This window comes from Rathayibacter sp. AY1C2 (assembly GCF_002931195.1).
In the GTDB taxonomy this organism is placed as follows: Bacteria; Actinomycetota; Actinomycetes; order Actinomycetales; family Microbacteriaceae; genus Rathayibacter.
In genome coordinates, this window is sequence record NZ_PSWG01000001.1 from 60,957 (window position 1) to 84,343 (window position 23,387).

A 23,387-nucleotide genomic window follows, 5' to 3' on the forward strand; every position below is an offset into this window, starting at 1 on the left:
GGACGCGCCCGCGGGAAACGTAGACTCGCACGGTGAAGGTTCTGGCGGCGATGAGCGGTGGAGTGGACTCGGCGGTGGCCGCGGCCCGCGCGGTGGAGGCGGGGCACGACGTGGTGGGCGTGCACCTCGCCCTGAGCAGGATGCCCGGCACGCTGCGCACCGGCAGCCGGGGGTGCTGCACGATCGAGGACTCGATGGACGCGCAGCGCGCCGCGAACGTCCTCGGCATCCCGTACTACGTGTGGGACTTCTCCGAGCGGTTCAAGCTGGACGTCGTCGACGACTTCGTCGCCGAGTACTCGGCGGGCCGCACCCCGAACCCCTGCATGCGCTGCAACGAGCGGATCAAGTTCGCCGCCCTGCTCGAGAAGGCTCTCGACCTCGGCTTCGACGCCGTCTGCACCGGCCACTACGCCTCCCTCCGCACCGCCGCCGACGGCTCCCCGGAGCTCCACCGCGCGAGCGACGAGGCGAAGGACCAGTCCTACGTCCTCGGCGTGCTGACTGAGCAGCAGCTGCGGCACTCGATGTTCCCGCTCGGCTCCACGCCGTCCAAGGCGATCGTGCGCGCGGAGGCGGCCGAGCGGGGACTCAGCGTCGCGAGCAAGCCCGACAGCTACGACATCTGCTTCATCCCCGACGGCGACACCCGCGGCTGGCTCGCCGAGCGCGTCGCCCCCGAGACCGGAGCGGTCGTCGATCGTGACGGCGCGGTGGTCGGCTCCCACGAGGGCGCTCACGGGTACACGGTGGGCCAGCGCCGGGGCCTGCACCTCGGTGTCCCCGCGCCCGACGGACGGCCCCGCTTCGTCCTGGAGGTGCGGCCGGTGAGCAACGAGGTCGTCGTCGGTCCGCGCGAAGCGCTGCGCATCGGCGAGATCGCCGGCGAGCGGTTCACCTGGGCGGGCGCCGCTCCCGAGGACGCGGACGCGCCCTTCCGCTGCGACGTCCAGATCCGCGCGCACGCCGACCCGGTCCCCGCCTCCGCGATGGTGTCGCACGTCGATGGCAGGGTGGAGCTCGTGATCACTCCGGACTCGCCGCTCGACGGCGTCGCCCCCGGCCAGACGGCCGTCGTCTACCTCGGCACCCGCGTGCTGGGCCAGTGCACGATCGACCGCACGGTCGCGGCCGACGCCGCGGTGCTCCGATGAGCGCCGTCGAGCCCGCCGCCCGCGTCGAGGAGCTGCGGGCGCGGATCCGGTCGGCGAGCGACGACTACTACGCGGCCGACTCCTCGCCGCTGTCCGACGCCGAGTACGACGCCCTGGTGCGCGAGCTCGCCGCGCTCGAGGCCGAGCACCCCGAGCTCGCCGCCGAGGACTCGCCGACGCGGACCGTCGGCGGGGTCGTCGGAGCGGGCCTCGCCCCGATCGACCACGCCGAGCGGATGCTCTCCCTCGACAACGTGTTCTCGGCCGAGGAGCTGCGCGAGTGGTGCGAGAAGACGGTGGCCTCGGCCGACCGCCCCGTCGCCTGGCTCACGGAGCTCAAGATCGACGGGCTCGCGATCTCCCTCCACTACGAGAACGGCCTCCTCGTCACGGCGGCGACCCGCGGCGACGGCCGCACCGGCGAGGACGTCACCGTCAACGCCCTCCGCGTCGCGGGCATCCCCGAGCACCTCTCCGGTGAGGGCCACCCGGCACTCGTCGAGGTCCGCGGCGAGGTCTTCATCCCCGTGGCCGCCTTCGCCGAGCTGAACGCCCTCCAGGAGACGCTGCGCGACGAGGCGGTCGAGGAGGCGCGGACCCGCTGGTCGACCCGCCCGGCCGCCACCCGCGGCGTCTTCGAGGAGGAGAAGGCGCGCACGAGCGCGTTGCGGCGCTTCCCGACCTTCGCCAACCCGCGGAACGCGGCGAGCGGCGGCCTCCGCCAGCAGCTCGACAAGAAGTCGGGTCTCGACCTGCGCGCCGGCGAGGCGCGCGTCGGCTCCCTCGCGCTCTACGTGCACGGCATCGGCGCCTGGCCGGACCCGCCGGTCGCGACCCAGTCCGAGGTCTACGGGCTCCTCTCCTCCTGGGGACTGCCGGTGAGCGGCCACAACCGCGTCTCGGCCTCGGTGGAGGAGGTGCTCGCCTTCGTCGAGCGCTACGGCCGCGAGCGGCACTCGGTCGAGCACGAGATCGACGGCGTGGTCGTCAAGGTGGACGAGCTCGAGCTGCACGACGAGCTCGGCGCCACCAGCCGGGCGCCGCGCTGGGCGATCGCCTACAAGTACCCGCCCGAGGAGGTGCACACGAAGCTCCTCGACATCGTGGTGAGCGTCGGGCGGACCGGCCGCGCGACGCCGTTCGCCCAGATGACCAAGGTGAAGGTCGCGGGGTCCGAGGTGCGCCAGGCCACGCTGCACAATGCCGACGTGGTCAAGGCCAAGGGCGTGCTCATCGGCGACACGGTCGTGCTGCGGAAGGCCGGGGACGTCATCCCCGAGGTGCTCGGCCCGGTGGTGGAGCTCCGCGACGGCTCCGAGCGCGAGTTCGTGATGCCGACGCAGTGCCCCGAGTGCGGCACCACGCTCGCTCCGGCCAAGGAGGGCGACGTCGACCTGCGCTGCCCCAACGCGGAGTCCTGCCCCGCGCAGGTCCGCGGGCGCGTCGAGCACATCGGCAGCCGCGGCGCGCTCGACATCGAGGCGCTCGGCGAGGTCAGCGCCGCCGCCCTGACCCAGCCCCTGGTGCCCGCCGAGCCGCCGCTGCGGACCGAGGCCGGCCTGTTCGAGCTCACGGTGGCCGATCTCTTCCCGATCGAGGTCGTCGTCCGCGACTCCGAGACGGGTCTGCAGAAGCTCGACGCGAAGGGCGATCCGAAGGTCGTCACGCCCTTCAAGCGCAAGCGGCAGCTCGCCAAGGACGGCGCCTTCGACCCGGAGGCGGGAGCCTTCGCGGGGGACGCCGCCTCCGTGCCCTCCACCAACGCCCTCCGGCTGATCGAGAACATCGAGCGGGCGAAGACCAAGGAGCTGTGGCGCCTGCTGGTCTCGCTCAGCATCCGGCACGTCGGCCCGGTCGCCGCGCGCGCGCTGGCGGGCTACTTCGGCTCGCTCGACGCGATCCGCGGGGCGAGCCGCGACGAGCTCGCCGCGGTCGACGGGGTGGGCGGGATCATCGCCGACGCCCTGATCGCCTGGTTCGAGGTCGACTGGCACGTCGAGATCGTCGACCGCTGGGCCGCGGCCGGAGTGCGCTTCGCCACGCCCGGCCACCCCGGTCCCGGTGCCGCGGACGCCGCCGGCGGGGTGCTCGCGGGTCTCACGGTCGTGGCGACCGGCAGCCTGGAGGGGTACTCCCGCGAGGGGGCGCAGGAGGCCATCCTCGCGGCCGGCGGCAAGGCCGGCTCGAGCGTCTCCAAGAAGACCGACTACGTCGCCGCCGGTCCCGGCGCCGGCAGCAAGCTCGGCAAGGCCGAGGCCCTGGGGCTCCGGATCATCACCGCGGCCGAGTTCCACCTCCTGGTGACGGAGGGACCGGACGCGATCGCGCTGCCGGAGGAGGCGTCCGCCGACGCTCCGGAGGAGGCCGCCGCCGGCCCGGACGGGGACGTCGCCGGCGCATCGCGCTCCGACGCCTCGCCGGAGGACGACGCCGTGCCGGAGACCGACGCCGTCCCGGACGCGGCCGCCCCGAGCACGGAGGAGCCGACCGGGCCCGATGCCTGACGCGGGCGGCGGGGAGCGGCGTGCGTTCCTGCGCCGCTCCCTCGCCGACGCAGCGTCGCTCGCGCTCGACGCCGCGGCTCGGCCCACCACCGCCGAGCGTCGGACCGCCGAGGTGCTCGGGCGGATCGACCACGTGGTCGTGCTCTCCTTCGCCGGCCGCAGCCGCGACCAGGTCCTCGGCGCGCTCGACGACACGGACGGCCCGGTGTTCACCGGCGGCACGGACGCCGTGATGACCGCGCCCGGCCCGGACGATCCTCCGGGCGCGCGCTTCGCCCCCGAGATGCTGCCGGTGCACGCGCTCCTCGCCACGGCCTTCGCCCGGGCCGACCACTGGCGCGCCGACGGCCGCGATCCGCTGCCGGCGGCCCTGCGCGCGGCCCGGGAGACCGGCACCGGCTGGGCTCTCGCGGTCGACGAGCGGCAGGGCGTCTCGACCACGCTCCTCGCCGATCCGGAGTGGCCCCACCGCGACCCGGGCGCCGCCGGCTCCCGCGGCGGGCGCCTCCTTCCCATCGACGCGCTGGCCGCCGAGGCCGCAGCCGGCACCCTGCCTCCGCTCGTCCTGGTCGAGCCGCGGTCCCTCGTCGATCCGGCCGACTTCGCCGACGCCGCAGCCGCCGGCACCGATCGATCCGCTGATGCGCGCCTCGCGGAGCAGCTGCTGCACGTCGTGTTCGACGCCGTCCGCGACGGGGAGCGGGCGGGGCGGCGGATGCTGCTCCTCGCCACCGCGCGGGGGAGCGCAGGGCGGCCCGGCACGGTGCCGGCGCTCGTGCTCGCCTCGGCCGTCCCCTCGGGTGCACGGATCGGCGTGCCGCTCGGTCCGGAGACTCCCGCGCAGCTCGTCCGCGCCCGGGCGGGCGTGCGCCGAGCGCTCGTCGATCCGCAGGTCCGAGAGCTGGCCGCACTCCTCAGCGGTCCCGACCGCCCCCTCGCGCGCTGGCCCCGCACGGCGCCGGCTTTCGCGCCGCCCGCGCCGGTCGGGCGGCGCCTCCGCGACGCGGCCCGCCGCGCGCACGTCGACCCCGAGCCGGAGGCCGGACTGCTCGCCCGCGTTCGAGCCGCCGTCCCGGGCGCGTCGCTACACTCCGAGCAGGCGCAGGCGGCGCAGGAGAGGCGGCGGAGATGATCAGCGAGCGGACTGCCTCGGAGCACGACGACGGAGCTCCCCGCTCCCGCTCGCGCCGCCGCTTCCTGGCCGGCACCGCCGCCGCCGGAGTCGGAGCCGGAGCCCTCGCCGGCGGCGCGATCGGCGCGGCCGTCGCCTCCGGCCCCCGCCGCGAGGAGGAGCCGCGACTGCCCGCCCGCACGGAGCCGGGATTCGACCACGTCGTCGTGATCATGTTCGAGAACCGCTCCTTCGACAACGTCCTCGGCCGCCTCTACGGACCGGACGATCTGCCCGCGGGCGAGAGCTTCGAGGGCCTCCTCCCCGACGAGCGGACGAACACCAGCGCCGGGGGACTGACCGTCGGCACGCACGTCTACGAGGGCGCCACCGACTCCGTGATGCGCCAGCCCGACCCGGACCCGGGCGAGGAGTACCCGCACGTCAACACCCAGCTCTTCGGCACGGTGGATCCGCCCGAGAACGCCGGCCGCACCGTCGGCGCCATGACCGCGCCCTTCAACGCGCCTGCCGACGCCTCCGCCCCGACGATGAGCGGCTTCCTCGAGGACTACGTCCAGCACCTGAGGGTGATGAAGAAGGGGCAGGAGCCCACTGCGGAGGAGGCGCGGACGATCATGGGCGGCTTCTCACCGGAGATGCTGCCCGTCTTCTCCACCCTCGCCCGCGAGTTCGCCGTCTTCGACCAGTGGTTCTGCGCCGTCCCCTCCCAGACCTTCTGCAACCGGTCCTTCCTGCACGCGTCGACCTCGCACGGCTTCGTCACCAACAAGCAGGGCGGCGGCTACGAGAAGTGGCTCGCGGACGACCTGGCCGACGCGCCGACGGTGTTCAACCGCCTCGAGGAGGCGGGGAGGACCTGGCGCGTCTACTTCGACGCGCTGCAGGTGGTCTCCTACACCGGGTTCCTGCACGCGCCGGTGCTCGAGAAGTACTGGAAGACCCACTTCTCGACGATGGACCGCTTCTACGCCGACGTGGAGAACGGCGAGCTGCCCGACTACGCCTTCCTCGAGCCGCGGCTCGTCTTCGACCACAACGACATGCACCCGCCGACCGGCGTCCTGCACGAGGACGAGGTCGACGGCACGCCCGTCTACGACAGCGCGCTGTCCGACGTCCGCGCCGGCGAGCTGCTGCTGCACCAGGTGTACTCGGCGATCCGGGAGAGCGCGAGCACGACCGGCTCGAACGCGGTGAACACGCTCCTGCTGGCGACCTTCGACGAGCACGGCGGCCTCTACGACCACGTCCCCCCGCCGTCGGCGACTCCGCCGGGCGACGGCCGCGAGGGCGAGATGGGCTTCGCCTTCGACCGGCTCGGCTGCCGCGTGCCGACGATCGCCGTCTCGGCGTACACGAGGGCCGGCACGATCGTGCACGACGAGCTGCACCACGGCGCCGTGATCCGGACCCTCAGCGCCCTGCACGGCCTCGAGCCGCTGACCGCTCGCGACGCCTCCGCCCCCGACCTCTTCGGGGTGCTGACCCTCGACGAGCCGCGGCAGATCGGCGACTGGCCGACCACGGTGCCGCAGTACCTGCCCCCGAACCCCGAGGCGGCGCCCGCGCATCCGGCGCACGTGAACCGCGACAAGCCGCTGAGCCCGCCCGCCGTCGGCCTGATGGGCCTGCTGCTGGCCCGGTACGGCGAGCCCGGCGAGGACCTGCCGACCACCTACGAGGGGGCGTACAACGCACTCCTGAAGCACGGCGCCAGCCTCTTCGGCGGCTCCTGACGGGCGGGCGGCACGGGCGGAGGCGGTGCGGGCGCGCCGAGTAGACTGGCGGCCGGAAATCCCCCCGAACCACCAGACGGAGACGCATGTCCGAGATCACGGCCGACACGGTCGCCCATCTGGCCCAGCTGGCCAGGATCGACCTCACTTCCGACGAGATCGGGAGCCTCACCAGGGAGCTCGGCCAGATCGTCGACTCCGTGCGCGCGGTCCAGGCCGTCGCCACGCCCGACGTGCCGGCGACCAGCCACCCGATCCCGCTCGAGAACGTCTTCCGGCCCGACGTGGTCGGCGAGACCCTCACGCTCGAGCAGGCGCTCTCCGGCGCGCCCGAGCACGACGGCAGCCGCTTCCAGGTCTCCGCGATCCTGGGGGAGGAGCAGTGAGCGCGCACGGCGACGAGCTCGTCCGCCTCAGCGCGTCCGCCCTCTCCGAGAAGCTGGCCGACGGCTCGGTCTCCTCGGTCGAGGCCACCCGCGCCCACCTCGAGCGCATCGACGCGGTCGACGGAGCGGTCCACGCCTTCCTCCACGTCGCGCGCGAGGGCGCGGTCGCGTCCGCCGAGGCGATCGACCGCCGGCGGGCTGACGGCGAGTCGCTGCACCCCCTCGCCGGGGTGCCTCTCGCGGTCAAGGACGTCATCGTCACGAACGACATGCCGACCACGAGCGGCTCCCGCATCCTCGAGGGCTGGCGCCCGCCCTACGACGCGACCGTCATGCGCAAGGTGCGCGAGGCCGGGCTGGTCCCGATCGGCAAGACCAACATGGACGAGTTCGCGATGGGCTCGACCACCGAGCGCAGCGCCTACGGCCCCACCCACAACCCGTGGGACCTCGACCGCATCCCCGGCGGCTCCGGCGGCGGGTCCGCCGCGGCCGTCGCGAGCTACGAGGCGCCCCTGGCCCTCGGCTCCGACACCGGGGGATCGATCCGTCAGCCCGCGCACGTGACCGGCACCGTCGGCGTGAAGCCGACCTACGGCGGCGTGTCCCGCTACGGAGCGATCGCGCTCGCCTCGAGCCTCGACCAGATCGGGCCCGTCTCCCGGACGGTCCTCGACTCCGCGCTGCTGCACGACGTCATCGCGGGCCACGACCCGCGCGACTCGACGTCGCTGCGCGACTCCTGGCCCTCCTTCGCCGACGCGGTGCGCCGCGCCGACGTGACGGGCCTCCGGATCGGCGTGGTCAAGGAGCTCGACGGCGGCGAGGGCTTCCAGTCCGGCGTGCTGGCGCGCTTCCACGAGGCGCTCGAGATCCTTCAGGGCGCCGGAGCCGAGGTCGTCGAGGTGAGCCTCCCGAGCGTCGAGCACGCGGTCGCCGCCTACTACCTGATCCTCCCCGCGGAGGCCTCCAGCAACCTCGCCAAGTTCGACTCGGTCCGGTTCGGCCTCCGGGTCACGCCGGAGGGCGGCGGCACGGTCGAGCAGGTCATGTCCGCGACCCGCGAGCAGGGCTTCGGCCCCGAGGTCAAGCGCCGGATCATCCTCGGCACCTACGCCCTCTCGGCCGGCTACTACGACGCCTACTACGGCAGCGCGCAGAAGGTCCGGACCCTGGTGCAGCGGGACTTCGACGCGGCCTTCGCGGACGTCGACGTGATCGCCTCGCCGACGGCACCGACGACCGCCTACCGCCTCGGCGAGAAGCTCGACGACCCGCTGGCGATGTACCGCGGCGACGTCGCGACCATCCCGGCGAACCTGGCCGGCATCCCCGGCATCTCCGTCCCCGCCGGCCTCGCCGACGAGGACGGGCTGCCCGTCGGCATCCAGTTCCTCGCTCCCGCCCGGGAGGACGTGCGCCTCTACACCGTGGGCGCCGCGCTCGAGGCGCTGCTCGAGGAGAAGTGGGGCCGCCCGCTCCTCGCGCAGGCCCCCGATCTGACCCACTCCGTGCTCTCCGCGACCGAGGAAGGTGCCGTCTGATGGCCTCCGCGCACACGTCCGCTCCCGAGCTGATGGACTACGACGAGGTCTTCGAGACCTTCGAGCCGGTGCTCGGCTTCGAGGTGCACGTCGAGCTCAACACGAAGACCAAGATGTTCTCGGACGCGCCGAACGAGTTCGGGTCCGAGCCCAACACGAACGTGACCCCGGTCGACCTCGGCCTCCCGGGCTCGCTGCCGGTCGTGAACGAGCAGGCCGTCCGCTACTCGATCAGCCTCGGCCTCGCCCTGGGCTGCTCGATCGCCCCGTCCAGCCGCTTCGCGCGCAAGAACTACTTCTACCCGGACCTGGCGAAGAACTACCAGATCTCGCAGTTCGACGAGCCGATCGCCTTCGAGGGCTCGGTCGAGATCGAGCTGGCCGACGGCTCGCTCGTGCAGATCCCGATCGAGCGCGCGCACATGGAGGAGGACGCCGGCAAGCTCACGCACGTCGGTGGCGCCACCGGCCGCATCCAGGGCGCCGAGTACTCGCTCGTGGACTACAACCGCGCGGGGGTCCCGCTCGTCGAGATCGTCACGAAGCCGATCTACGGCGCGGGGAAGAGCGCGCCCGAGTACGCGAAGGCCTACGTCGCGACGATCCGCGACATCGTGCTGGCGCTCGGCATCTCGGACGCCAAGATGGAGCGCGGCAACCTGCGCTGCGACGCGAACGTCTCGCTCCGCCCGATCGGCCAGGAGAAGCTCGGCACCCGCACCGAGACCAAGAACGTCAACTCGCTCCGCTCGGTCGAGCGCGCCGTCCGCTACGAGATCCAGCGCCAGGCGGCGATCCTCGCCGCGGGCGGCACGATCACGCAGGAGACGCGCCACTGGCACGAGGACACCGGCCGCACCTCCGCGGGCCGGCCCAAGAGCGACGCCGACGACTACCGCTACTTCCCGGAGCCCGACCTGCTCCCGGTCGTGCCGAGCCCCGAGCTGATCGAGGAGCTGCGCGCCGCGCTCCCCGAGAAGCCCGCCGACCGCCGTCGCCGCCTCAAGCAGGAGTGGGGCTTCACCGACCTCGAGTTCCAGGACGTCGCCAACAGCGGCCTGCTGGTCGAGATCACCGAGACCGTCTCCGCGGGAGCCGCTCCGCAGGCGGCCCGCAAGTGGTGGACCGGGGAGATCGCGCGCGTCGCGAACGCGGCGGGCGAGGACCCGGCGTCCCTGGTCACCCCGGCCCAGGTCGCCGAGCTCGCCGGTCTGATCGAGAGCGGCACGCTGACCGACCGCCTCGCCCGCGAGGTCCTCCAGGGCGTCATCGCCGGGGAGGGCACCCCGCAGGAGGTCGTCGACGCCCGTGGACTCGCGGTCGTCTCGGACGACGGAGCGCTCATCGAGGCGATCGACGCGGCACTGGCCTCGCAGCCCGACGTGCTCGCGAAGATCCGCGACGGCAAGGTGCAGGCCGCCGGTGCCGTGATCGGTGCCGTGATGAAGGCCATGAAGGGGCAGGCCGACGCCGCCCGCGTCCGCGAGCTCGTCCTGGAGCGCGCGGCCGGCTGAGCCGCTGCGCGGGGAGGTGCGGTCATGAGCGGTGGAACCGGCGACACGCCCCTTCCCGCGCGGCTCGAGCTGCCGGCGGGCGCCCTCCTGCGTCCTCTCGTCTCGAGCGACGCGGACCTCCTGCACGCGGTGATCGGCGAGCAGCGACCGTGGCTCGCGGCTCTCCTCCGCGGGGACGATCCGGCCGCCCTGCCGTCGGCGTCCCTCGGCGACGACGTACGCGGTCTCCTGCGCCTCGAGGAGGAGTCGCGTGCGGGCAGAGCGCACGCGTTCCTGCTCGTCGGCCCGGACCGCACCGAGGCGCTGGGCGCTCTGAGCGTCCGGCCCGGCGGCGGCGACTCCGCCGAGGCCTCCTGGTGGGTCGTCCCCGCCGTCCGGGGCTCGCGGCTCGAGGAGGAGCTCGACGCCTACGCGCGCCGCTGGCTCCAGCAGCACTGGCCCTTCGCCACGGTCACCACGCCCGACAACCACCCCGACGATCCCGCCTCCCTGGCCGGGGCGAACATCGTGGCGCTCGTGCCCGCCGCGCCGGAGCGCACCGCCCTCCCCGACACCGACGCCGCCTCGGCGGCGCTCCTCTGGGCGGAGTACCGCTCCGCACATCCGGGAGTCGACGAGGCGCTCCCGCCGGTCGAGGCGTTCGGCGACAGCACGGCGATGGCGGACGAGCTGCTGGGCCTCGTGCGGCGCGGAGTGAAGACGGCCACGGCGTCCCTCGCCGAGGAGGGGGCACCCGTCGCGGGCGACCACTGGATCGTCTGCGACGGCGCGGGAGCGGCGCGTGTCGTCCTCGTGACGGACGAGGTTCGGACCGGTCCGCTCGACTCCGTCGACGACGCGTTCGCCTGGGCCGAGGGCGAGGGGGACCGCACGCGCGCCTCCTGGCTCGACGGCCACCGGCGCTACTTCGCCCGCGTCTCACCGGGCGGACCCGGCGACGTGGTCTTCGAGCGCTTCCACGTGGTCTGGCCGGAGGCCGACGCCGAGCGCGCCGCCGCCTTCGCCCGCTCGGTCGGAGCGTTCCGGCCCGAGGAGCTCGACGGGACTCCCGCGCAGACCTAGGGGGTTTCCCGGATGCCCCGCTCAGGCGCCCTGCGCCAGAGTGGAGTCATGGCTACTCTCGTGCGCCCCCGTCGGGGCAGGATCATCGCCGGCGTCTGTGCCGGTCTCGCCCGCCGATTCGGCTGGAGCCCCTTCGTGGTGCGTCTCCTGTTCGTGCTCTCGTGCCTCCTCCCGGGGCCGCAGATCATCGCCTACCTCGTGATGTGGGTGGTCATCCCGAAGCAGAAGTGACCGAGGCCCCCGCTCCGAGCAGCCTCTGAGAGAACGCTCAGCACCCGGAGCGGTGGGAGGCCTACGGTGGCGGTGTGCGTCCGTCGGGCGCCGAGGAGGAGATCATGGGATTCCTGGACCGACTGCTGGGCCGCGACGAGCAGCCCGAGAGCGCACGCCGCTCGACGTACGCGCCGCCGCAGGCCGCGGACCGCAGGCCCGAGTACGGCTCCCCTCCGGCGACGTCTCCGCGCACCGACGATGAGCGTGCCATCGAGCGCTACCGCTACCTCCTCCGCACCGCGCCGCCCGAGGCGATCGAGCAGGTGCACCGCGAGGCCTTCGAGCAGCTGACCCCGGAGCAGCGCCAGCAGGTCTTCCGAGAGCTCAGCGAGGGGGCCCCCGTCGGCGACGCGCCGAAGGACGACGACCCCCGCACGCTCGCCCAGTCCGCCACGCGGAGCGAGCTGCGCCAGCCCGGATTCATGGAGCGGCGCTTCTCCGGCGGCGGAGGCATGGGCTTCGGCGGCGTCCTCGCCTCCTCGATGCTCGGCACGATCGCCGGGTTCGCGATCGGCTCGGCCATCGCGGGCGCGTTCCTCCCCGATGCGGGAGGCGACTACGCCGGCGGTGACGGCGGGGGAGACGCCTCGGCCGACGGCGGAGCGGATGCGGGAGGTGCGGACGCCTCCGGTGCGGACGCCGGAGACGGCGGCGGCTGGGGCGACTCCGGCGGCGGCGACTTCGGTGGCGGAGGCGACTTCGGCGGGGGCGGCGACTTCGGAGGCGGCGACTTCGGCTTCTAGCCTCGTTGCAGAGGGCCCCCGATCACGGACAGTGGTCGGGGGCCCTCGCTCGTTCCGGGCTAGTCCTCGTCGATCAGCATCGCCTTCACCTGGCGGCGGAGGACCTTGCCGATCATGCTCCGCGGCAGCTCGTCGACGACGGTGATCCGCTTGGGCACCTTGTAGGGCGTCAGCGCCTCCCGGACGGCCTTGCGGGCGGCTGCGACGTCGAGCTGCGCGCCCGGCTCCAGGACGACCGCCGCCGCCACGGACTCGCCGCTGCGCGGATCGGGCAGGCCGACCACCGCCACCTCCTTGATCTCGGGCAGGCGGAGCAGCACCTCCTCCACCTCGGACGGCGAGACGTTGAAGCCGCCCGTGATCACGAGCTCCTTGATCCGGTCGACGATGCGCACGAAGCCGTCCTCGTCGATCGTCGCGATGTCGCCGGTGCGGAACCAGCCGTCGCCGGTGAAGGTCGCCGCCGTCTCGTCGGGCTTGCGGTGGTAGCCCCGGAACACCTGCGGACCTCGCACGACCAGCTCGCCCTGCTCGCCGGTCGCCACCTCCGTGTCGGGATCCTCGGGGTCGACGATCCGCACGTCCGTGCCGGGCAGCGGGAGCCCGACCGTCCCGGCGCGTCGCGTCGGACCGACCGGATTGGCCATCAGGACCGGAGAGGTCTCCGAGAGGCCGTAGCCCTCGACGAGCGTGCCTCCGGTCAGCGCCTCGAACGACTCGACCAGCGCCGGGTCGAGCGGCATCGCACCCGAGATGGCGATCTCGATGCCGCGGAGGGAGACGCCCCGCTGCTGCGCGCTGCGCGCCAGGCGCTCCGCGATCGGCGGAACGGCCGGGAGGAAGGTGGCGGGGTGCTTCTTGACGACCTTCAGCACCAGCTCCGGGTCGAACTTCGGGAACAGCACCAGGCGCGCGCCCATGCTCATCGCGAAGGTGAGGCAGAGCGTCAGCCCGTAGGCGTGGAACATGGGGAGCACCGCGTAGACCACGCAGTCGCCGCGGCGGATCGTCGGCACCCAGGCGCGCGACTGGGCGGCGTTCGCCGTCAGGTTCGCGTGGGTCAGCTCGGCGCCCTTGGGCGTGCCGGTCGTGCCGCTCGTGTACTGGATGACCGCGAGGTCCTCCGCGACCGGGCGCGGGTGCGCCGGGTCGATCCGCCGGCGCAGCAGCGTCTCCCACTCGATCGCGCCGCGGACCGGCCCGGTCAGCGCGGCGCGCGACTCCCGGGCCTTCTTCAGCGGCAGGCGGAGGGCTGCGCGCATCGAGGCGGGCATCGCGCGGGTGAGGTCGACGGCGACGACTGTCTCGACGCCGAGGTCGGCCGGGAGGTCCTGCACCGTCGGCACGACGCGGTTCCAGGCGATCGCGACACGAGCACCGTGGTCCTCGAACTGGTGGCGCAGCTCGCGCGGGGTGTAGAGCGGGTTGTGCTCGACCACCACGGCGCCGAGCCGGAGGACGGCGTAGAAGGCGACGACGTGCTGCGGGCAGTTCGGGAGGACGAGGGCGACAGGATCGCCCGCGCGGACGCCCAGGCGGCGGAGGCCCTCGGCGGCCCGCTCCACCTCGTCGGCGAGCTGGGAGTAGCTGGTCGAACGGCCGAAGAACTCGAGCGCGACCTGGTGGGGATAGCGCTCGGCCGACTCGGTGACGATGTCGACGAGCGAGCCGGTCGGGAGCTCGAGCTCCGTCGGCACGCCGGGCGCGTAGCTGCGGATCCAGGGGCGGGGCGGGTGGGTGCTCACCCGCCCCACTCTAGGAGGAGGTGCCGGGGCTCAGGCTCCCTGAGCCACCGCGTCCTCGATCGGGGTGGGACCGGAGACGATCTCCCACGTCTTCGCGATGGAGGTCGGCTGCGCCAGGGCGGCGATCACCGTGGCGGCGACGTCCGCTCGGGGGATGCTCCCCTTCTCGACGGAGGTGCCGAGCGTGATCGTGCCGGTGCCCTCGTCGTCCGTCAGCCCGCCCGGACGGAGGATCGTGTAGTCGAGGCCGGAGTCGCGCAGTGCCGCGTCGGCGTCGCGCTTGGCCTCGACGTAGGCCTTCCAGCCCTCCTCCGTGTCCTCGGGGAGCGGCTCGTCCACACCGATCGCGCTGACCTGCACGAAGTGCTGGACCCCGACGATCGCGGCGGCCTTCTGGCTGAGGACGGACGCCCCCAGGTCGACGGTGCGCTTGCGCTCCGGGCCCGAGTCGGGTCCGGCTCCGGCGGTGAAGACCATGCCGTCGACGTGGCCCAGCGCCTCGGCGAAGGCCTCGGGCGTCGTGTCCTCGAGGTCGTGCACGAGCGGCTCGCCGCCCAGCCGGACGATGTCCTCGGCGTGATCGGGGTTGCGGATCACTCCGACCGACTCGTGGCCGGCGTCGTAGAGCAGGTGCAGGATCTGCTGCCCCACCTTGCCGTGGGCTCCGATGACGGCGATGCGTGTCATGGACGTTCCTTTCCTCGTCGGGGCGGGTCGCCCCGTGTTCGTGGTCCCCTCCATCCTGCCGCGGCGTCCCTGGACGCCCCCAGGCCTTGACGGCGTCCGGGCGCCGGGCCGTCAGGCGGCGAGGCTGTCGTCGCGTCCGGTGATGGCGAGCAGGCGGCTCTGGAGGGAGGCGGCGTCGTCGACCGGCACGGGCGCGGCGTAGAGGCCGCTCGCGCGCAGGGTCTCCTCCTGGGGTGCGAAGAGCTCCCAGACCGCTGCGACGAGCTCCTCGTCCAGCCGCTCGTCGCTGCCGGTCGCGCGGGCGAGGTCCCACGCGTGGACGGTCACATCGGCCGTCTGCTCCTGCAGCAGCTCGACGGCGCTGACGGTGTCGCGCCCCAGCTGCACGGTCGCCGCCGGGTCGACGGTGCGGACAGCGACGCGCAGGCGGTCGGTCACGCGGCGCCACTCGCTCCTCAGATCGGTGGCGACGGACTCGAGTCGCAGCGCCGACTCGTCGCCGCCCGAGAGGAGCGTGTGCGCGCGCTGCTGCTCGCGGACGACGTGCAGCACGAGCGCGCGCGTGTCCCACTCGGTGTCGGGCGTGGGGGCCGACCAGTCCTCGACGGCGCTCAGCCGGAGCTCGAAGGCGCGGTGGGCGCGGTCCTGCAGATCGAGCCAGCGGCTCATCTCGGCGCCGGGGCCGGTCTCGGTGGCGGTGGGGGAGTCGGGCTGCTCGTGCGTCATGGTCTCTCCGGAGCGTCGTGGTGCTCGGGTCAACCGCGAGTGGTCGGCGCTCATTCCCGGCCGGCCCGCGCGCAGCGGTCGAGCGGCCGATGTCGGTGGTGCGTGCGAGCATGTCCCGAGGCGTGGGCGAGCAGGACGGAGCGGCGTGAGCAGGCAGGACGGCGCGGCGTGAGCGAGCAGGACGGCACCGCATGAGCAAGCAGGACGGCACGGGGCGGCAGGTCACGACCGAGCCCTTCGACGACCCGCGCGCGAGCATCATGCACATCGACATGGACGCGTTCTTCGCCTCCGTCGAGCTGCTCGACCGGCCGGATCTGCGCGGGAGGCCGGTCATCGTGGGCCACCACGGAGCGCGCTCCGTCGTCACAGCGGCGACGTACGAGGCGCGCCGCTACGGCGTCAACTCGGCGATGCCCATGGCGGTCGCCCTCCGCCGCTGCCCGCAGGCCGTGGTCCTCGAGCCGCACATGGAGCGCTACCGCGAGGCCTCTCGCCGCGTCATGGCGATCTTCGACTCCTTCACGCCGCTGGTCGAGCGCCTGAGCATCGACGAGGCGTTCCTCGACGTCGCGGGTGCCCGCCGCATCTCGGGCTCGCCGTTCGCGATCGGCACCGAGATCCGCCGCCGGGTGCACGCCGAGCTCGGGCTGACCTGCTCGGTCGGGATCGCCAGCACCAAGTTCGTCGCCAAGCTCGCCTCCGGCCGCTCCAAGCCCGACGGTCTGCTGGTCGTCCCCGCCGACGGCGTCCGCGAGTTCCTCGATCCGCTGCCCGTGAGCGCGCTGTGGGGAGTCGGCGCGAGCACGGAGGAGGCGCTCGTCCGCCGCGGTCTGCGCACCGTCGCCGACGTCGCGACCACCCCGCTGCCGTCGCTGGTGTCCGCCCTCGGCGAGGCGACCGGGAGGCGCCTGCACGCCCTGGCGAACGGGGTGGATCCGCGGCCGGTCGACACCCGCCAGATCGAGAAGAGCGCCGGACACGAGATCACGTTCGCCGACGACGTGGCCGACCCCGAGCTCGTCCGTCGTGAGCTGCTGCGGCTCTGCGACAAGGTCGCCGTGCGGATGCGCCGCTCGGGAGTGCGCTGCCGCACCGTCGCGGTGAAGGTGCGCTTCGGCGACTTCAGCACCCTCACCCGCTCCCGCACGCTCGTCGAGGCGACGGACGTGGCCCGGGTCCTCTACGAGGCCTCCTCCGCGCTCCTCGAGGCGGCCAACCCGATGCGGCGGCCCGTGCGGCTGATCGGCGTGCGCGGCGAGCAGCTGGTCGAGGGCGACGACGTCGCGTTCTCCCTGTGGAGCGACTCCGACGACTGGCGCGACGCGGAGCTCGCGGTCGACGGCGTGGCCGCCCGCTTCGGCTCCGGGGCCGTGCGTCCCGCCTCGCTCCTGTCCCGGTCGGCTCCCGAGTCGGCCAAGGGGATCGACCTCAGCGACACGCTCGCTACGCGGAACCGATCGTCAGACTGATCGGGCGGTGGTCGGAGCCGTTCGGCGGCAGGACCGCGACGGTCGCGGCGGTGACGCCGTCGGCGAGCGCGTGGTCGAGCGAGACGAGCGGCAGCAGGGACGGCCAGGTCGCCGGGAAGCCGACTCCGCCCGTGCGGACGAGGCCCGCCTCCGCCAGCACGGGAGCGAGCAGGTGGTCGTCCGTCGGCGTGTTGAAATCGCCGATGACCAGTGTCCGCTCCGACGCGTCGTCTCGAAGAGCGGTGGCGAGGTTCGAGAGCATGGTGTCCCGCTCATCGTGGTCGCCCGGCCGGAACGAGGCCAGGTGCACCACGAACAGGCGAGCGCTGCCGACCGGTGTGTCGACGTCGACGGCGAGCGCGCGCTCCCAGCCGAGACCGAGGTCGAGCGGCTGCTCGTCGGTCAGCTCGGTCCGGCTCCAGACGCCGACGGTGCTCGAGACGGACGAGTACGGGTACTCGTCGGCCAGCTCGGCGTCGACCGCGTCCACGGCGTCTCCGTCGAGCTCCTGCAGCGCGATCACGTCGGGGCCGCGGGCGGCGAGCGAGGCGGCGAGCCCACCGGCGTCGCCGCTCGTCTCGATGTTCTGGCTGACGACGGTGAACGAGCCGGAGCGCACGGCCGGCGCCGGAAGCGCGACCGGCAGCACCAGCACGCCGTAGACCATCGCCAGCACGGTGACCGCGGCCGCCGTCCGGCGCGACCGGAGGGCCGCCGCGGCCGCGATGAGGAGCAGCACGAGCAGCCCCGTCCAGGGGATCCCGACCTCGAGGACCGACAGCCAGCCGATCGGATCGGGCAGTGCGCGGTGGAAGGCGAGGAAGGCGGCGAGCACGAGGCTCGCGACCGCCACCGCGGCCGAGCGCACGGGGCGGCGGCGGGTGCGGGCGGACATCCGTCGATCATGACAGCAGGTGCCCGGAGGTCCATGGACGAGTCCTGTGCGCCCCGGCGGGCCGCTTGTCGCCGCGGAGAGCCGCGGAGTACCGTCGCACCATGCCCAACATCGCAGTCTCCCTGGCCGACACCGTCACCACCGCGGGTACCGCGACGATCTACGGCGAGCCCGTCACCGTCGACGGCGTCTCGCTCGTCCCCGTCGCCCTCCGCTGGTTCGGCTTCGGCGGAGGAAGCGGCTCCGAGGACGGCCAGGAGGGCGGCGGCGGAGGCGGCGGCGCCACGGTCATCCCGATCGGCGCGTACATCAAGGACGACCTCGGCCTGCGGTTCCAGCCGAACGTTATCTCGGTCCTCGCCGTCGGCATCCCCTTCGTGTGGGTGACCGGCAAGGCCCTCGCGCGCATCATCCGCGCCCTCAAGAAGTAGCCGGAACGGCCCCGCGTCAGCTGGCGCGCTGCTGGCGCGCGGGGTACCACTTCTTCTTCGTCCGGCCGAAGCCGACGATCAGACGCTCGGCGTCGTCCGGCCGGCGGGGGTCGTAGATCACCGCGGCGGGCTCACCGGCCATCCACGCGTCCCCCCGCTTCAGCGGGTACTTCTGCGCGCGCTTCTCCACACCCTCGGCGGTCCGGTAGACGACCAGGAGCCTGCCCAGATCCCGTGCCGAATCGCGATCGCCGCGTGCCGGATCCGGCCCGACGACGCGCGCCGGCACCCGCGTGCCGTAGCTGAGCAGCTCGCGGCGGATCCGCGCACGGCGCTGCCAGAGCAGGGCCTGCAGCAGGACGATCAGCAGCACGGCCAGGACGACGACCACCGACCACGACATGACGTCTATGATTGCCGACGAACACGGGAGTCCGGTGCACCGGGCTGAGAGGAAGGCAGCAGCCTTCGACCGTCGAACCTGATCTGGGTCATGCCAGCGAAGGAACGTTTCGATCTCCTCTTACCAACCCGTGCCCTCCATTCGCTTCCACGAAAGGGCACGTCAGTGCAGAACACGAACGCGCAGAACACGAACGCGCAGAACACGAACGCGCAGAACCTCACCTCCTCCGCCCCGGCCCGGCGCGATCTGCGCTGGCGGGTCGTCGACATCGTGGTGGCGAGCGTCGTCGCCGTCGCGAGCGGGATCGTCTTCTGGGCCTGGGGCCTGGCGACGAACGTCCTCGGCCTCGCCTTCGAGTTCCTGCCCGGGCTCGGCGGGCTCCTCGGCGGCGGCTGGCTCTTCGCCGGCGTCCTCGGCGGCCTGATCATCCGCAAGCCCGGAGCCGCGCTCTACACCGAGCTGGTCGCCGCGGCCGTGTCGGCTCTGATCGGCACCCAGTGGGGCTTCACCGTGCTGATCTCCGGACTCGTGCAGGGACTCGGCGCGGAGATCGTCCTGGCGCTCTTCCTCTACCGCAGCGGCCGTCCGCTCGTCGCGATGCTGGCCGGTGCCGGTGCGGGGCTCGCCCTCGCGATCAACGACCTGCTGTCGTACTACGCCGTCAACGATGCGCTCTTCAAGACCGTCTACTTCGCCTCCTCGATCGTCTCGGGCGCGCTCCTGGCCGGGCTGCTGTCCTGGTTCGCGGTGCGGGGGCTCGCGGCCTCGGGAGCGCTGGACCGCTTCGCCTCCGGGCGCGAGGGCCGGACGGTCGAGGGAGCCGGCGCGGGCGCTCGATGAGCGGCGCTTACGTCCGGGCGCGGGGCTGGAGCTGGCGGCACGCGGGACGCTCCCGCGACGCCCTCTCCGGCCTCGATCTCGCGCTGGAGCCGGGGGAGCGCGTGCTGCTCCTCGGCCCCTCCGGCGCGGGAAAGAGCACGCTGCTGCACGCCCTGGCCGGCGTCCTCGGCGGGGAGGAGGACGGCTCCGCGGCGGGCGAGCTCGAGATCGACGGAGCCGCGCCGCTCACCCGGCGCGGTGTCGCTGGGCTCGTGCTGCAGGATCCGGACACTCAGGCGGTCCTGGCGCGGGTCGGCGACGACGTCGCGTTCGCCTGCGAGAACCTCGGCGTGCCGCGCGAGGAGATCCCCGCGCGGGTGCGGGAGGCACTCGGCGACGTCGGGCTCGACGTGCCGTTGGACCACTCCACCTCGGCGCTCTCGGGCGGGCAGAAGCAGAGGCTCGCCCTGGCGGGTGTGCTCGCCATGCGTCCGCGGCTCCTGCTCCTCGACGAGCCCACCGCCAACCTCGATCCGGACGGTGTACGCGAGGTGCGGGCGGCGGTGGAGCGCACGGCCGCCCGCACGGGGGCGACGCTGATCGTCGTCGAGCACCGGGTCGACGTGTGGGTCGGCCTCGTCGACCGGGTCGTGGTGCTCGGGCGGGACGGCGCGGTCGTCGCCGACGGCGCTCCAGTCGAGGTCCTCGATCGAACGCACGACGTGCTCCGCGCCTCCGGCGTCTGGCTGCCCGGTGACACCCCCGCCCGGCGCGGGGCGAGCGTGCTGCCCTCGCCCGCCGCCCTGAGCGCGCACGACCTCGCCATCGGCCGGCCCGTCCTCGGGCGCCGCCGCTCGACCATCGTGGCCTCGGGGCTCGAGCTCGCCGTCGACTCCGCGCGGGCCACGGCCGTGCTGGGACCCAACGGCGCGGGGAAGTCGACCCTCGCGCTCACGCTGGCCGGTCTCCTGCCGCCGGTCGCGGGGCGGGTGACCGCCTCCGAGTCGCTCCGCGCCGGTGCGGGCCCGGAGCCGATCCGCTGGACCTCGGCTCAGCTCGCCGGACGGATCGCGATGGTGTTCCAGGAGCCGGAGCACCAGTTCCTCACCGCTCGCGTGCGCGCCGAGCTCGCGCTGGGCGCCCGCGACGAGACGGAGCGGCATCGGGCGGAGGAGCTCCTGGAGCGCCTCGGCCTCGCGCACCTCGCCGATGCCAATCCGTTCACCCTCTCCGGAGGCGAGAAGCGGCGCCTGGCCGTCGCGTCCGCCCTCACCCGGTCGCCGTCCGTGCTCGTCCTCGACGAGCCGACGTTCGGGCAGGACCGCCTGACCTGGGAGGTGCTCGTCGACCTCCTCGCCGAGCAGCGCGACGCGGGCACGGCGGTGCTCGCCGTCACCCACGACGAGGCGCTGGTCGCCGCCCTCGCCGACTCGGTCGTCACCCTCGGCGCCCGCGAGGTGGTGTCGGGATGACGCTCCTCGACTCCGTTCCCGCGCGCAGCCGGATCGCCCGGGCCAACCCGGTGGCCAAGCTCCTCGCCAGCCTGGTCATCGCGTTCGCGCTCCTCCTCACGGTCGATGCGGTCTCCGCGGCGACGGCGCTGGCGCTCGAGCTGCTGGTTCTGCCCTTCGCGGGGCTCCGGGCGGGCGAGCTCGTGCGGCGGACGGCTCCCGTCTGGATCGCGGCTCCGCTCGCCGGCCTCTCGACTGTTCTCTACGGTCGCGACAGCGGCGCCGTCTTCGCGGAGTTCCTCATCGTCTCGGTCACGGAGGGATCCGTCGCCCTCGGGCTGGCCATCGCGCTGCGCGTCCTGGCGATCGGACTGCCGAGCGTGGTCCTCATCGCCACCACCGACCCGACGGACCTGGCGGACGGCCTCGCGCAGATCCTGCGCCTGCCCTCGCGCTTCGTGCTCGGCGCTCTCGCCGGCATGCGGCTCGTCGGTCTGCTCGTCGACGACTGGCGCACCCTGTCGATGGCCCGCCGGGCCCGTGGGGTCGCCGACGGCCGCGGGCCCGTCGAGGCGCTCCGCAGCCTCGCGGCCCGCACGTTCTCGCTGCTCGTGCTGGCCATCCGGCGGGGGAGCAGGCTCGCGACGGCGATGGAGGCGAAGGGCTTCGGCTCCGGCGTCCCGCGCACCTGGGCGCGGCAGTCGCGCCTCGGAGCCGGCGACCTCCTGCTGCTCGCGGGCGGAGTGCTGATCGCTGCCGTCGCCGTGACCGCCGCCGTCGTCACCGGCTCCTGGAGCTTCGTCCTGCATGGCTGAGCGGATCCTGCCGCTGACGGATCGGACGGCGGGCGACCTCGCCCGCTCCGTGATCGCGCGGCGTCGTCGGACGGTGCTGCTGGACGGACCGAGCGGCTCCGGCAAGTCGACGTTCGCGCGCGCGCTGGTCGAGCAGCTCCGTCTCGCGCCGGCGGCATCGTCGGTCGCGCTCGTGCGGATGGACGACCTCTACCCCGGCTGGACGGGCCTGGACCGGGCGTCACGGGAGACGGCCGGGACTCTCGTCCGCCCCCACGGCCTCGGCCTCGCGGCGCACTGGCGGCCCTGGAACTGGGCCGCGGGGACGACGGCCGGGCGCCGCGTCGTCCGCGAGACGCTTCTGGTGCTGGAGGGCTGCGGGTCGGCCGGCGCCGCCGCGCGTCGCTACGCCGATCTGGTGGTCTGGCTGGAGGCCGACGACGAGGTGCGGCGCGTGCGTGCGCTCGAGCGCGACGGCGAGCTCTTCGCTCCGCACTGGGACGCCTGGGACCGCGACTTCCGCTCCTACCGCGCTCGGGAGCGGCCCCGGGAGAACGCCGACCTCGTGCTGGACACGGGCGGCGGGGGAGCGGTGCGCGGCTGAGGGGTCCCCCCCGAGCGCGGCGACGAGCGGATGCCGGTGGGAGGCTCTCCCTCGGCGGCGGTCAGGCCCAGCCGAGCTCGTGCAGCCGGTCGTCGTCGATGCCGTGGAAGTGCGCGATCTCGTGGACGAGCGTGACGTGGATCTCGTCGCGCAGCGCGTCCAGATCGTCGCACGCGGCGAGGTGCGGCTCGCGGAACAGCACGATGCGGTCGGGCATCTCGCCGAAGCCGTAGCGCTCACGCTCGGTGAGGGCGACGCCGTCGTAGTAGCCGAGCAGATCCAGGGTCCCGTCCTCGGGCCGGTCCTCCACGACGAACACGACGTTGTCGAGCCCGTCGACCATGTCGTCCGGGAGCGCGTCGAGCTCGGAGATCACCAGGGCTTCGAAGGCGTCCTCGTCCAGCTCGAGCATCCGGGACCTCTCTGCGTCGGCGATCGCTGCCGGTCGCCGGATGTGCGAAGAGGCCCGGAGTCGGAACTCCGGGCCTCTTCCGCTGCATGCACAGCCACTGGGGTGAGTAACGGGGCTCGAACCCGCGACCTCCTAGACCACAACCAGGCGCTCTGCCAACTGAGCTATACCCACCAGGAGCGTGTTCCGGCGGGGTGACCCGCCGAAGCAACTGTACGAGAGTACTACATCCGCGAGGCGAACTCGTCCACGACGGCGGCCGACACGGCCTGCACCTCGGCGGTGCTCGGCCCCGGCTGCTCCACGAACACGGCACGGCGGTAGTACTGCAGCTCGCGGATGCTCTCGAGGATGTCGGCGAGGGCGCGGTGTCCGCCGTGCTTCTTGGGCGCGTTGAAGTAGATGCGCGGGAACCAGCGCCGTGCCAGCTCCTTGATCGTGCTGACGTCGACGTTGCGGTAGTGCAGGTGGCCGTCGAGACGCGGCATGAACTTCGCGAGGAAGGCGCGGTCGGTGCCGATCGAGTTGCCGGCGAGGGGGGCCTGCTGCTCCGCCGGGACGTGCTTCAGCACGTACTCCAGCACCTCGTACTCGGCCTCCGCGACGCTGACGCCGGAGGGGATCTCGACCAGCAGCCCGGAGGTCTCGTGCATCGACCGGACGAAGTCGCCCATGTTCTCGAGCGCGGCCGCGTCGGGCCGGATGACGAGGGAGAGCCCCTCGTCGAGCGGGTTCAGCTCGAAGTCGGTGACGACGACGGCGATCTCGACGAGCTCGTCGACGGAGAGGTCGAGCCCCGTCATCTCGCAGTCGATCCAGACAAGACGGTCGGGGGCGCTACTCATGCGGGGCAGTCTATCGGCGGCCGCCGACACCCGGTCCGGCCGTCCCGCT

The 23,387-nt window shown here is 73.5% G+C and carries 23 protein-coding genes, 1 tRNA gene and 1 riboswitch; of the genes, 16 read left to right on the forward strand and 8 right to left on the reverse strand.

Translation table 11 applies throughout. From position 1 onward, the window contains the following. Nucleotides 1-32: 32 nt before the first annotated feature. From mnmA to C5C55_RS00345, 10 genes are all read left to right on the forward strand, one after another. Nucleotides 33-1,154, forward strand: a complete 1,122-nt coding sequence (mnmA, locus tag C5C55_RS00300) for a tRNA 2-thiouridine(34) synthase MnmA (RefSeq protein WP_181065512.1) — start codon at nucleotides 33-35, stop codon at nucleotides 1,152-1,154. Beyond that, a complete protein-coding gene (gene ligA, locus C5C55_RS00305) occupies nucleotides 1,151-3,658 on the forward strand; it encodes an NAD-dependent DNA ligase LigA (RefSeq protein WP_146080866.1) in 2,508 nt (835 codons plus the stop codon). Before mnmA ends, ligA begins: the two co-directional genes overlap by 4 nt. Beyond that, nucleotides 3,651-4,790, forward strand: coding sequence for a hypothetical protein (locus C5C55_RS00310; RefSeq protein ID WP_104232512.1), 1,140 nt, complete (start codon nucleotides 3,651-3,653; stop codon nucleotides 4,788-4,790). Before ligA ends, C5C55_RS00310 begins: the two co-directional genes overlap by 8 nt. Then, nucleotides 4,787-6,529: an alkaline phosphatase family protein gene (locus C5C55_RS00315; protein WP_104232513.1), complete on the forward strand. Its 1,743-nt coding sequence runs from the start codon at nucleotides 4,787-4,789 to the stop codon at nucleotides 6,527-6,529. Before C5C55_RS00310 ends, C5C55_RS00315 begins: the two co-directional genes overlap by 4 nt. Before the next feature lie 86 nt (nucleotides 6,530-6,615). Next, complete coding sequence (gatC, locus tag C5C55_RS00320) at nucleotides 6,616-6,915, forward strand: Asp-tRNA(Asn)/Glu-tRNA(Gln) amidotransferase subunit GatC (RefSeq protein ID WP_104223877.1); 300 nt, start codon at nucleotides 6,616-6,618, stop codon at nucleotides 6,913-6,915. Beyond that, nucleotides 6,912-8,459, forward strand: coding sequence for an Asp-tRNA(Asn)/Glu-tRNA(Gln) amidotransferase subunit GatA (gene gatA, locus C5C55_RS00325; RefSeq protein ID WP_104232514.1), 1,548 nt, complete (start codon nucleotides 6,912-6,914; stop codon nucleotides 8,457-8,459). The genes gatC and gatA overlap by 4 nt, the downstream gene beginning before the upstream one ends. Then, on the forward strand, nucleotides 8,459-9,973 hold the full coding sequence (gene gatB / locus C5C55_RS00330) for an Asp-tRNA(Asn)/Glu-tRNA(Gln) amidotransferase subunit GatB (RefSeq protein ID WP_104232515.1): 1,515 nt from the start codon (nucleotides 8,459-8,461) through the stop codon (nucleotides 9,971-9,973). The genes gatA and gatB overlap by 1 nt, the downstream gene beginning before the upstream one ends. Nucleotides 9,974-9,997: 24 nt before the next feature. Continuing rightward, nucleotides 9,998-11,035: an ASCH domain-containing protein gene (locus tag C5C55_RS16425; RefSeq protein WP_104232516.1), complete on the forward strand. Its 1,038-nt coding sequence runs from the start codon at nucleotides 9,998-10,000 to the stop codon at nucleotides 11,033-11,035. A gap of 48 nt (nucleotides 11,036-11,083) precedes the next feature. Beyond that, complete coding sequence (locus C5C55_RS00340) at nucleotides 11,084-11,266, forward strand: PspC domain-containing protein (RefSeq protein ID WP_104223873.1); 183 nt, start codon at nucleotides 11,084-11,086, stop codon at nucleotides 11,264-11,266. 104 nt (nucleotides 11,267-11,370) lie between these two features. Beyond that, on the forward strand, nucleotides 11,371-12,051 hold the full coding sequence (locus tag C5C55_RS00345; RefSeq protein ID WP_104232676.1) for a hypothetical protein: 681 nt from the start codon (nucleotides 11,371-11,373) through the stop codon (nucleotides 12,049-12,051). A 59-nt stretch (nucleotides 12,052-12,110) separates the two neighbouring features. Here the strand turns inward: C5C55_RS00345 and C5C55_RS00350 are convergent, their stop codons facing one another. From C5C55_RS00350 to C5C55_RS00360, 3 genes are all read right to left on the reverse strand, one after another. After that, nucleotides 12,111-13,796, reverse strand: a complete 1,686-nt coding sequence (locus tag C5C55_RS00350; protein WP_104232517.1) for a long-chain-fatty-acid--CoA ligase — start codon at nucleotides 13,794-13,796, stop codon at nucleotides 12,111-12,113. A 30-nt stretch (nucleotides 13,797-13,826) separates the two neighbouring features. Continuing rightward, the gene (locus C5C55_RS00355) at nucleotides 13,827-14,483 is read right to left on the reverse strand and encodes an SDR family oxidoreductase (protein ID WP_104223727.1); all 657 of its coding nucleotides are present in this window, start codon (nucleotides 14,481-14,483) and stop codon (nucleotides 13,827-13,829) included. 111 nt (nucleotides 14,484-14,594) lie between these two features. Beyond that, nucleotides 14,595-15,209, reverse strand: coding sequence for a TIGR03086 family metal-binding protein (locus C5C55_RS00360; protein WP_258065262.1), 615 nt, complete (start codon nucleotides 15,207-15,209; stop codon nucleotides 14,595-14,597). 191 nt (nucleotides 15,210-15,400) lie between these two features. On the opposite strand from C5C55_RS00360, the gene dinB reads away from it, so the two are divergent. Then, a complete protein-coding gene (gene dinB, locus C5C55_RS00365) occupies nucleotides 15,401-16,681 on the forward strand; it encodes a DNA polymerase IV (protein WP_104223726.1) in 1,281 nt (426 codons plus the stop codon). Here dinB and C5C55_RS00370 read toward each other — a convergent pair. Next, nucleotides 16,656-17,576: an endonuclease/exonuclease/phosphatase family protein gene (locus tag C5C55_RS00370; RefSeq protein ID WP_104232518.1), complete on the reverse strand. Its 921-nt coding sequence runs from the start codon at nucleotides 17,574-17,576 to the stop codon at nucleotides 16,656-16,658. The genes dinB and C5C55_RS00370 overlap by 26 nt on opposite strands. Nucleotides 17,577-17,677: 101 nt before the next feature. Between C5C55_RS00370 and C5C55_RS00375 the strand changes: the two genes are divergently transcribed. Further along, nucleotides 17,678-18,007, forward strand: a complete 330-nt coding sequence (locus C5C55_RS00375; protein WP_104223724.1) for a hypothetical protein — start codon at nucleotides 17,678-17,680, stop codon at nucleotides 18,005-18,007. Between the two features lie 16 nt (nucleotides 18,008-18,023). Here C5C55_RS00375 and C5C55_RS00380 read toward each other — a convergent pair whose 3' ends face one another. Beyond that, a complete protein-coding gene (locus C5C55_RS00380; RefSeq protein WP_104223723.1) occupies nucleotides 18,024-18,410 on the reverse strand; it encodes a DUF3592 domain-containing protein in 387 nt (128 codons plus the stop codon). Nucleotides 18,411-18,424: 14 nt separating this feature from the next. Beyond that, nucleotides 18,425-18,532: riboswitch (TPP riboswitch) on the forward strand. A 43-nt stretch (nucleotides 18,533-18,575) separates the two neighbouring features. Between C5C55_RS00380 and C5C55_RS00385 the strand changes: the two genes are divergently transcribed. The 4 genes from C5C55_RS00385 to C5C55_RS00400 are packed head-to-tail and all read left to right on the forward strand — an operon-like array spanning nucleotide 18,576 to nucleotide 22,081. Then, nucleotides 18,576-19,253, forward strand: coding sequence for an ECF transporter S component (locus tag C5C55_RS00385; RefSeq protein WP_104232519.1), 678 nt, complete (start codon nucleotides 18,576-18,578; stop codon nucleotides 19,251-19,253). Then, nucleotides 19,250-20,704 carry an ABC transporter ATP-binding protein gene (locus C5C55_RS00390; RefSeq protein ID WP_104232520.1) on the forward strand — a complete coding sequence of 485 codons (1,455 nt, stop codon included), beginning with the start codon at nucleotides 19,250-19,252 and terminating at the stop codon, nucleotides 20,702-20,704. Before C5C55_RS00385 ends, C5C55_RS00390 begins: the two co-directional genes overlap by 4 nt. Next, nucleotides 20,701-21,498, forward strand: a complete 798-nt coding sequence (locus C5C55_RS00395; protein ID WP_104232521.1) for an energy-coupling factor transporter transmembrane protein EcfT — start codon at nucleotides 20,701-20,703, stop codon at nucleotides 21,496-21,498. The genes C5C55_RS00390 and C5C55_RS00395 overlap by 4 nt, the downstream gene beginning before the upstream one ends. Beyond that, nucleotides 21,491-22,081: an AAA family ATPase gene (locus C5C55_RS00400; protein WP_219812976.1), complete on the forward strand. Its 591-nt coding sequence runs from the start codon at nucleotides 21,491-21,493 to the stop codon at nucleotides 22,079-22,081. The genes C5C55_RS00395 and C5C55_RS00400 overlap by 8 nt, the downstream gene beginning before the upstream one ends. A 61-nt stretch (nucleotides 22,082-22,142) precedes the next feature. On the opposite strand, the gene C5C55_RS00405 is transcribed toward C5C55_RS00400, so the two are convergent. From C5C55_RS00405 to orn, 3 genes are all read right to left on the reverse strand, one after another. After that, the gene (locus C5C55_RS00405; protein ID WP_104232522.1) at nucleotides 22,143-22,493 is read right to left on the reverse strand and encodes a metallopeptidase family protein; all 351 of its coding nucleotides are present in this window, start codon (nucleotides 22,491-22,493) and stop codon (nucleotides 22,143-22,145) included. 98 nt (nucleotides 22,494-22,591) lie between these two features. After that, nucleotides 22,592-22,667, reverse strand: a tRNA-His gene (locus C5C55_RS00410). A gap of 50 nt (nucleotides 22,668-22,717) precedes the next feature. Continuing rightward, nucleotides 22,718-23,338: an oligoribonuclease gene (gene orn / locus C5C55_RS00415; protein ID WP_104232523.1), complete on the reverse strand. Its 621-nt coding sequence runs from the start codon at nucleotides 23,336-23,338 to the stop codon at nucleotides 22,718-22,720. Nucleotides 23,339-23,387 lie beyond the last annotated feature (49 nt).

Excerpts from the sequence above, each read along its gene's own strand:
- ligA (WP_146080866.1), top strand. The coding sequence starts at position 1,151 with ATGAGCGCCGTCGAGCCCGCCGCCCGCGTCGAGGAGCTGCGGGCGCGG.
- C5C55_RS00310 (WP_104232512.1), top strand. The coding sequence starts at position 3,651 with ATGCCTGACGCGGGCGGCGGGGAGCGGCGTGCGTTCCTGCGCCGCTCC.
- C5C55_RS00315 (WP_104232513.1), top strand. The coding sequence starts at position 4,787 with ATGATCAGCGAGCGGACTGCCTCGGAGCACGACGACGGAGCTCCCCGC.
- gatC (WP_104223877.1), top strand. The coding sequence starts at position 6,616 with ATGTCCGAGATCACGGCCGACACGGTCGCCCATCTGGCCCAGCTGGCC.
- gatB (WP_104232515.1), top strand. The coding sequence starts at position 8,459 with ATGGCCTCCGCGCACACGTCCGCTCCCGAGCTGATGGACTACGACGAG.
- C5C55_RS16425 (WP_104232516.1), top strand. The coding sequence starts at position 9,998 with ATGAGCGGTGGAACCGGCGACACGCCCCTTCCCGCGCGGCTCGAGCTG.
- C5C55_RS00340 (WP_104223873.1), top strand. The coding sequence starts at position 11,084 with ATGGCTACTCTCGTGCGCCCCCGTCGGGGCAGGATCATCGCCGGCGTC.
- C5C55_RS00345 (WP_104232676.1), top strand. The coding sequence starts at position 11,371 with ATGGGATTCCTGGACCGACTGCTGGGCCGCGACGAGCAGCCCGAGAGC.
- C5C55_RS00355 (WP_104223727.1), bottom strand. The coding sequence starts at position 14,483 with ATGACACGCATCGCCGTCATCGGAGCCCACGGCAAGGTGGGGCAGCAG.
- C5C55_RS00360 (WP_258065262.1), bottom strand. The coding sequence starts at position 15,209 with ATGACGCACGAGCAGCCCGACTCCCCCACCGCCACCGAGACCGGCCCC.
- dinB (WP_104223726.1), top strand. The coding sequence starts at position 15,401 with ATGAGCAAGCAGGACGGCACGGGGCGGCAGGTCACGACCGAGCCCTTC.
- C5C55_RS00370 (WP_104232518.1), bottom strand. The coding sequence starts at position 17,576 with ATGTCCGCCCGCACCCGCCGCCGCCCCGTGCGCTCGGCCGCGGTGGCG.
- C5C55_RS00375 (WP_104223724.1), top strand. The coding sequence starts at position 17,678 with ATGCCCAACATCGCAGTCTCCCTGGCCGACACCGTCACCACCGCGGGT.
- C5C55_RS00380 (WP_104223723.1), bottom strand. The coding sequence starts at position 18,410 with ATGTCGTGGTCGGTGGTCGTCGTCCTGGCCGTGCTGCTGATCGTCCTG.
- C5C55_RS00390 (WP_104232520.1), top strand. The coding sequence starts at position 19,250 with ATGAGCGGCGCTTACGTCCGGGCGCGGGGCTGGAGCTGGCGGCACGCG.
- C5C55_RS00395 (WP_104232521.1), top strand. The coding sequence starts at position 20,701 with ATGACGCTCCTCGACTCCGTTCCCGCGCGCAGCCGGATCGCCCGGGCC.
- C5C55_RS00400 (WP_219812976.1), top strand. The coding sequence starts at position 21,491 with ATGGCTGAGCGGATCCTGCCGCTGACGGATCGGACGGCGGGCGACCTC.
- C5C55_RS00405 (WP_104232522.1), bottom strand. The coding sequence starts at position 22,493 with ATGCTCGAGCTGGACGAGGACGCCTTCGAAGCCCTGGTGATCTCCGAG.
- orn (WP_104232523.1), bottom strand. The coding sequence starts at position 23,338 with ATGAGTAGCGCCCCCGACCGTCTTGTCTGGATCGACTGCGAGATGACG.